Annotated in this window: 7 protein-coding genes; all 7 read left to right on the top strand. The window is 40.0% G+C overall.

Annotated elements, in window-relative coordinates; translation table 11 throughout:
* Nucleotides 1–1,206: GNAT family N-acetyltransferase (locus tag CALSC_RS14980; RefSeq protein ID WP_235006798.1), on the top strand; the 1,206-nt coding region annotated here is incomplete at its 5' end.
* Nucleotides 1,207–1,227: 21 nt separating this feature from the next.
* Complete coding sequence (locus tag CALSC_RS14975; protein WP_088242127.1) at nucleotides 1,228–1,524, top strand: hypothetical protein; 297 nt, start codon at nucleotides 1,228–1,230, stop codon at nucleotides 1,522–1,524.
* A gap of 335 nt (nucleotides 1,525–1,859) precedes the next feature.
* Nucleotides 1,860–3,008 (top strand): C45 family autoproteolytic acyltransferase/hydolase, encoded by a 1,149-nt coding sequence (locus CALSC_RS14970; RefSeq protein WP_088242126.1) that lies wholly within the window; start codon nucleotides 1,860–1,862, stop codon nucleotides 3,006–3,008.
* 97 nt (nucleotides 3,009–3,105) lie between these two features.
* Nucleotides 3,106–3,912, top strand: coding sequence for a 2OG-Fe(II)-dependent halogenase WelO5 family protein (locus CALSC_RS14965; RefSeq protein ID WP_088242125.1), 807 nt, complete (start codon nucleotides 3,106–3,108; stop codon nucleotides 3,910–3,912).
* 160 nt (nucleotides 3,913–4,072) lie between these two features.
* A complete protein-coding gene (locus tag CALSC_RS14960; protein WP_088242124.1) occupies nucleotides 4,073–4,258 on the top strand; it encodes a hypothetical protein in 186 nt (61 codons plus the stop codon).
* 21 nt (nucleotides 4,259–4,279) lie between these two features.
* Nucleotides 4,280–5,584, top strand: a complete 1,305-nt coding sequence (locus CALSC_RS14955; protein ID WP_088242123.1) for a glutamate-cysteine ligase family protein — start codon at nucleotides 4,280–4,282, stop codon at nucleotides 5,582–5,584.
* Between the two features lie 52 nt (nucleotides 5,585–5,636).
* A complete protein-coding gene (locus CALSC_RS14950; RefSeq protein ID WP_088242122.1) occupies nucleotides 5,637–6,452 on the top strand; it encodes an SDR family NAD(P)-dependent oxidoreductase in 816 nt (271 codons plus the stop codon).
* Nucleotides 6,453–6,496: the final 44 nt, after the last annotated feature.

Here is a 6,496-nt window from a genome sequence, read left to right as displayed (position 1 = left end):
TTAAAATTGGGGTTAATTATGCTCCTGAAATTAGCAACATCAAGTAGCGAACTAGAAGCCATTGTTGATTTACGCAAGCGAGTCTTTGTTGACGAATTAAAAATTCAGGACAAAAACTATCAGGATGTTTTCAATGATTACTTCTGTAAAAACTTGATGGTGATTGAAAAACATCAACTTGTAGGTGCAATGCGGGTTGCTTTCGACCGCCACACTCAACGCTTTTACGCCAGTTATTTCGTGACCGCTTCGTTCAAACGGAACCGAACAACTGGTGTACTACTTGTGGGCGGGATGCTTCGCATTATGGAGGAAAATGGGATTCAAACCCTGTATGCCGATAGCCGCCCAGAAATCCTCAAAGAATACCTAAATTTTGGCTGCCAAATTATTGGGGAACCTTACAGAAAATATGGTTTTAGCTGTGAGTGGATACCAATACGTTATCATTTATCTGAATGCACACCCGCCGGTAATTGGATGCAGGAGCGAGCCCGTCAGTTTCTCTCTTCACAGCAATGTCAATGGAAGTTCCCAGTTAAACTGATATTATGCTCCACCATCTTTGAATATGAAACTGTTTTCGAATCATTGATTGCAACTCGTAAAATATTTAGCACGTTTCCCCTACTGACAACTGACGAACTGTCATGGAGTTTGAATGATTCAGCATTAATAGGATTAGATTCTATAGAGACCCAATCCGCTCAGACCTGGCTGACATCCCAATCAGATCCCATCAACTATGATGGGAAATACTCATTTGATCAATTCAATGCCCATATTTCCCGACGACGGGTTTTAGCAGTCAAATCTAATAGTCCCCTGGTTGTAATGGCTAAATGCTATGCAATATTGACTGGAAAACACTTGCAAGTCGTCGATGATTTCTCGGAGCTGCGGATAAATGAACAAACGGAGTCCCTCTGGGTGTGGATGATGTCAACAGACTTGAGTGTGGATGAGTTAAATACTATAGCTCGACAAACCCAAAAAGTTGCTAATGGTTTACAAATTAGCAAAACAGCACAAGAGTGTTCCATCAATCTCCTGCAAAACTACCTTGATTTTATCCAACCCCAAACTCAACCTGTAGTCTTTGCTCAGGGTAATCTCCCCATGATCAGTGGTGGAGAATATCTTCACTTTGCAACATTTGGCAATTCTCATCAAATTCTCAAGAAGGGAGAAAGTTCTATTAAGTAGGTAGGCGTAAAAAATTATCGTTTGGATAAGACAGGGGGCAGGGGGCAGGGAGCAGGGGGAAAAAGGGTTTTAGCCTTATTTACTTTTCTCCACATAGTTTGGTTTTATTGTGCCGACTTACTTAGTTCTCCAGAACAAAGCTTCTGTCAAGGATTACTAGAGAACGGATTTAGTTTTGGAGATGCAGTAAAACGGCTCAATCTAGAATTTAGTTCGTCTATCTCTTCTCAACCTTTTCTTCTGATTGGTGATCCAGCTTCCCATATTATGGGTAAGCAGTCCTTAGGCAAAGTTCCTATTTCCACAGGAATATCTTAAAACCATCATTGTAGAATCAAGTAGCAGCTACTTCCTAGCACAAGATTAACGATTCAAAAAACCATACTGGTAGTTAAAATCATTCGTTTTCATAGGTTTATAGTGAGGATTTTAATCCTCACTAGGACTTACGCAACTGGTACATTTTCTTGTAGAGTGCGTGACACAAAAGAGGAATTCTCAACCTAATAATAAAGCTTGTGAACTCACGCACCAACCACAGATTGTCACACTTTCTTCAGTCCTGTTTTGATAGAATTTAAAGTTAAAAAATGAAGATAAAATAAATACTTATACTGTGAACCATAACATTCAATTAGAAAAAATTATATATCATGAGTCATACTCCTTATGTCTTCCAGGGTTCAAGCTTTGAAATAGGTCAGCAACACGCTGCGATTGTTGTCGAGAAATATCAACAAGCTCGACAAACCCTGGAGAGTTCTCCCTATTGGCGGCGACTGCAAAATAAATCTTGGCTCCAGCGAATGCTGCAAAAACTGCAAAGCTATTATTTATTGCGATCGCTGCAAAAACAACTTGATCACATTCAACCCTTGACAGATTACCTCAACGGGATGCTCAGCGTTCCAGAAATAACCCCAAGTATATACTACTTTCTACTATTATCTGAAGTGCTTGGTGCAGATAGAACAGGGGTGATTCAGGGGTGTAGCGGAGTTGGTTGTTTGTCTGGGGATTCCCCCTTATTGGGCAAGAATTTTGATTATCAATATCCCCTCGCCCCCTATCAAGGTGCAATTGTTCGTCAAGAAACATCCCAATCTCGTTATGTTGCTTTTGCCCCTATGCTCATGCCATTTGGCGGTCAATTTTGTGTCAACGAACATGGACTAGCCGTCAGTTACAACTATGTCTACTACCGTAAAGGAAACCATCCTGGAGGGCTACCAGCAAGCTACTTAGTCCATGACTTGTGCCGTAGTTGTCAGAGTGCAGAAGAAGCTGTTTTACTCGCAAAACAGCGTAATTATTCCATTGGCAATGGTGCTTCTTTAGCTGTGGCTGATACTCAGAACTTCTATATTGTGGAAGTAATTGGCAATAAAACTGGAGTGATTAAAACAGAAGATTCTTTGTTGCATACCAATCATTTTATCAGTGACGAACTCGCTCAATTTAATTTTCCAGATAACACTCGGTTTTCACCTCGGATTCCAGAATTGGAGGAGCTACCTATATTGGAGTCAAGCCACATGCGGTTGAGTAAATTACAGGAACGAGCAACCCAGATTAATTCACTTGCAACCTTGCAAACTACCTTGGCTGAAAGTACGGATAAAAATGGCATGAATAATGTTTTTCAAACTGGGCTATTTTGGGGAACTATTTCTTCCTATATTGTCAACCTTGCAGAAATGACCGTTTATGAATTCAAAGATATCAGAAATGACCAGCCTACTGTGTATGACATCAAAGCCATGTTATCTAGTTCTTTACAACCAATATGTTCCCAGAGATAAATTTACTTAAATCTCATTGAAGATTTGGAGCAATTTATCTCAAGATACTCAATTGGTCTCAGAATATTGTTTTTTACTGTTGTTATTTAAGGAATACATGATGATCAGTTCAACTTTGGTTTGGCAGCCCGAATACATCCGTGGCGATGAATTTAATAACCTTCATCTCCAACGACTGATCAACGGAGAAATTCCCGCCATTGTAATTGATGATTTTTACCCATTGGATGTATGTCAAATTGTGGCTGAACGGTTTAAAAATATTTTTGACATTGAAGAGTATTCTCTCAAAAACATTTCCTCAAGTTATCTGGGAAATCCAGTTTGCGAAATGTGCGGCAATAAGGATGAGTACTTTAAGCGTGTCCCTTTAATGATGAGCAGAGTTGCTGAACTATTTAATGAGTTAGGAATAGAAACACCTCTGGAAATGGTACTTTCCCTCCTGAAGAACGGTTGGATTCCTGGTGCTGAAGTTGCTATGGAAGGCAGCAAGCAATATTTTGCTGGAGTAGTCAGGGTCACTAAAAGTTCTGGTCTACACAATGATTTAGCACCTCGTGACTTCAGATGGCCGACATTGGAACAAGTATCCCATCAATTAGTGTGGAATTTATACCTGCAAAAACCAGACAGCAATGGCGGTAAGCTGAGAATTTGGGATCGAGAATGGTCTCCTTTAGACGAGCAGCACAAGCTTACTGCTGGCACAATGGGATATACTTACGATGTTGTTGATGGTGCAACCTACGCTGATATTGAGCCACTGGAAGGTCGGTTAGTCTTCTTTAAAACCACAAACTTTCACGAAGTTCTCCGAGATGATGGCAATACTGAAAGACTATCGATTGCAAGCTTTATTGGCGTTACTAACGACCAAGAACCCTTAATTCTCTGGTCTTAAATGTCTAGAAGGGAATAGAAACTTAAGGTTCGCTCATTGTTTCCAAAGCTCAAAAAATTGGAATTTATGCGTAAAATCCAATTGCAAATCAGTTGCTTTGAATTTAATCAGGGTGAATTACCATTCACCCCTACATAATCTTTAATAAGTATTCACAAAAATGAATAGACTAGTAAAAAAGATTGGTATTGAGCTAGAAATGCCCCTGGTGAATCAGAATTACTTAGCGGCGGACTTTGACGATGCCAAGAAACTATTCCTTGATTTCTCAACACAAGGCTGGATTAAAAAGAATGATCCCAACACAGGAGCCTTAATCGGTGTCAAAAGAGAAACGCCTAAGTAGGTAGGCGTAAAAAATTATCGTTTGGATAAGACAGGGGGCAGGGGGCAGGGAGCAGGGGGAAAAAGGGTTTTAGCCTTATTTACTTTTCTCCACATAGTTTGGTTTTATTGTGCCGACTTACTTAATGGTTGGGAAATGCTTAGCAATGAGCTTTCAGTCTGTGTATTAGAAGCATCGTTAGCGCCGGTATATTCACTTGATGAAGCAATTAGTTATTGGCGTAACTTTAAGTCTTCTGTGTTACTGCCTACTGTAGAAAAAAATAATTTAAAAATCCTGGGCTATGGAACCCAACCAATATCTTGTGAGCTAAAAGATTTAATCACGCAGAAAGGATACTATCAAATTTGGGTGAACATGGTTGAGGAAGACTGTAAAGAATGGATTTTACAAAACTTTCCTGGAATATGTTCAGTTCAATTTAACTTTGAAATTCCTCAAGAGAAAGCTATTGAAATCCTCAACACATTCTTACAACTATTAGCATTTTTATGGGCTGCAAGTGCCAATGATTCTATATTGGCAGGACAAAAGTTACCTTACAAAAGTCAACGTTTTCACGCTTATAGTACCTTGAATAGAGGCAGAATGTATGGTAGGTCTGGATTACCTTGCAAACCATATCTCAGCCTATGCGACTATATCAATAGAACCTGGGATCTGCCTTTGTTTGAAATTATGCGCGATGGGGAATGCTGGTATCCTCAAGACTTGTATTTGACTGGGAATCAATTTATCAGAGAAGGAAGTGCCGAATTTTATAATTTAGAAGGGCAACTTTCCCAGCAAAAAATAAACCTCAATGATCTAGAATTAGCTATCTATTTCTGTTGGTTAGATTTTCGTTTAAAGTTTAATTTTCACCAAGTAATTAAATTGGAAGAGTTGGTAAATGCTGTTTATACAAATAATGAACAAAAACTACTCGACTTAATAGATTACATTGTTTTTGAAGTTCGTCCCCTCGCAATGCAAGCCAATGAAGAAGAAATAAGTTGGCTAGTACTAACCTACTTAATAATAGAAAATTTAGAGTCAGTAACTCAATATTCACAAAAATGGACATACAAAGATGTGAAGTTAGCTACATTTGCGGCACAGAATAATGGTCTCAGACAAAACCTGAATGACAAAACTCTTGGTCAAATCGGATTAGACTTACTAAAACTAATTCACACGAATAGTTCTCAAGAATATGAACCATATTTGTCTCAGCTCCATTCTCGCTTGAACAACCATTGCTCCTTAGCAGATGATGCTATCAGAATTTTGGATAATGACGGAATAGAAGCCCTACTGGATCATTTAACAATTCGTCAAGCCTAATTCTTAAAACTGTGTATTAGATTAAAACCTTGTTAAATTCCTCAGAACCAATATGTTCCCAGAGATAAACTTACAAGACCAAGTTGCGATCGTTACTGGAGCGGGTCGCGGCATTGGTCGGGCAATTGCCTTAGTCTTGAGTGAAGCGGGTGCTGATTTAGTTGTAGTCTCCCGAAGTCAGACAGAAATTGATTCCCTAGTGGGTGAAATAGAAAAAACCGGCAGACGAGCATTAGCAATTGCAGCCGATCTCACGGATTCCCGCCAGGTTGATGGCTTTGTCGAGCAGGCTCTCAACCATTATGGCAAAATTGATATCCTTGTGAACAATGCAGGGCAGTTTCAAAAATGTCCTATCGTTCCTCTACCTGACGTTGACCTCCGTCCCCCCATCGTTCCTAAAGCAGTCACCTCGCGAATGAGTGATGAAGACTGGCTGAATATTTTTGCAGTTAATGTTCACGGCATGTTTTATTGCTGTCGGGCTGTTGCTCCCAGTATGCTGGCAAGGAACCAAGGGGTAGTAATTAATGTTAGTTCCAACAGTGCTATCCAAGCCTCCCCCTATGTCGCAGCCTATAATGCCTCCAAAGCATCTGTCAATATGCTGACCAAGGTATTGGCCTTGGAATGGGCGAATTATAATATTCGAGTCAATGCGATCGCTCCCGGAGAATACCATACCTCCCTGACGGATTTTTCTTGGTCGGATGAGACAGAAAAAGCAAAACGACTGGCTCGAATTCCCCTACACCGTGAAGGAAGTTTGAGGGAACTAGGCTTACTTGTAACTTACCTCGCCAGTCCCGCAGCCAGCTATATGACGGGACAAATTATTGGCGTAGATGGGGGATTGACAGCTAGATGAAAATGTGTATATAGATTGACCATGAGAGTAAAGGGGAATTTAGA

The sequence above is a fragment of the Calothrix rhizosoleniae SC01 genome, from assembly GCF_900185595.1.
In the GTDB taxonomy this organism is placed as follows: domain Bacteria; phylum Cyanobacteriota; class Cyanobacteriia; order Cyanobacteriales; family Nostocaceae; genus Calothrix_A; species Calothrix_A rhizosoleniae.
The sequence above is the reverse complement of the archived record's forward strand: the minus strand, read 5'-3'. Positions and strand labels throughout refer to the sequence as shown.

What these genes read in the sequence shown, in the direction of transcription:
- CALSC_RS14965 (WP_088242125.1), top strand. Translation starts at nt 3,106, where the DNA reads ATGATGATCAGTTCAACTTTGGTTTGGCAGCCCGAATACATCCGTGGC.
- CALSC_RS14970 (WP_088242126.1), top strand. Translation starts at nt 1,860, where the DNA reads ATGAGTCATACTCCTTATGTCTTCCAGGGTTCAAGCTTTGAAATAGGT.
- CALSC_RS14950 (WP_088242122.1), top strand. Translation starts at nt 5,637, where the DNA reads ATGTTCCCAGAGATAAACTTACAAGACCAAGTTGCGATCGTTACTGGA.
- CALSC_RS14960 (WP_088242124.1), top strand. Translation starts at nt 4,073, where the DNA reads ATGAATAGACTAGTAAAAAAGATTGGTATTGAGCTAGAAATGCCCCTG.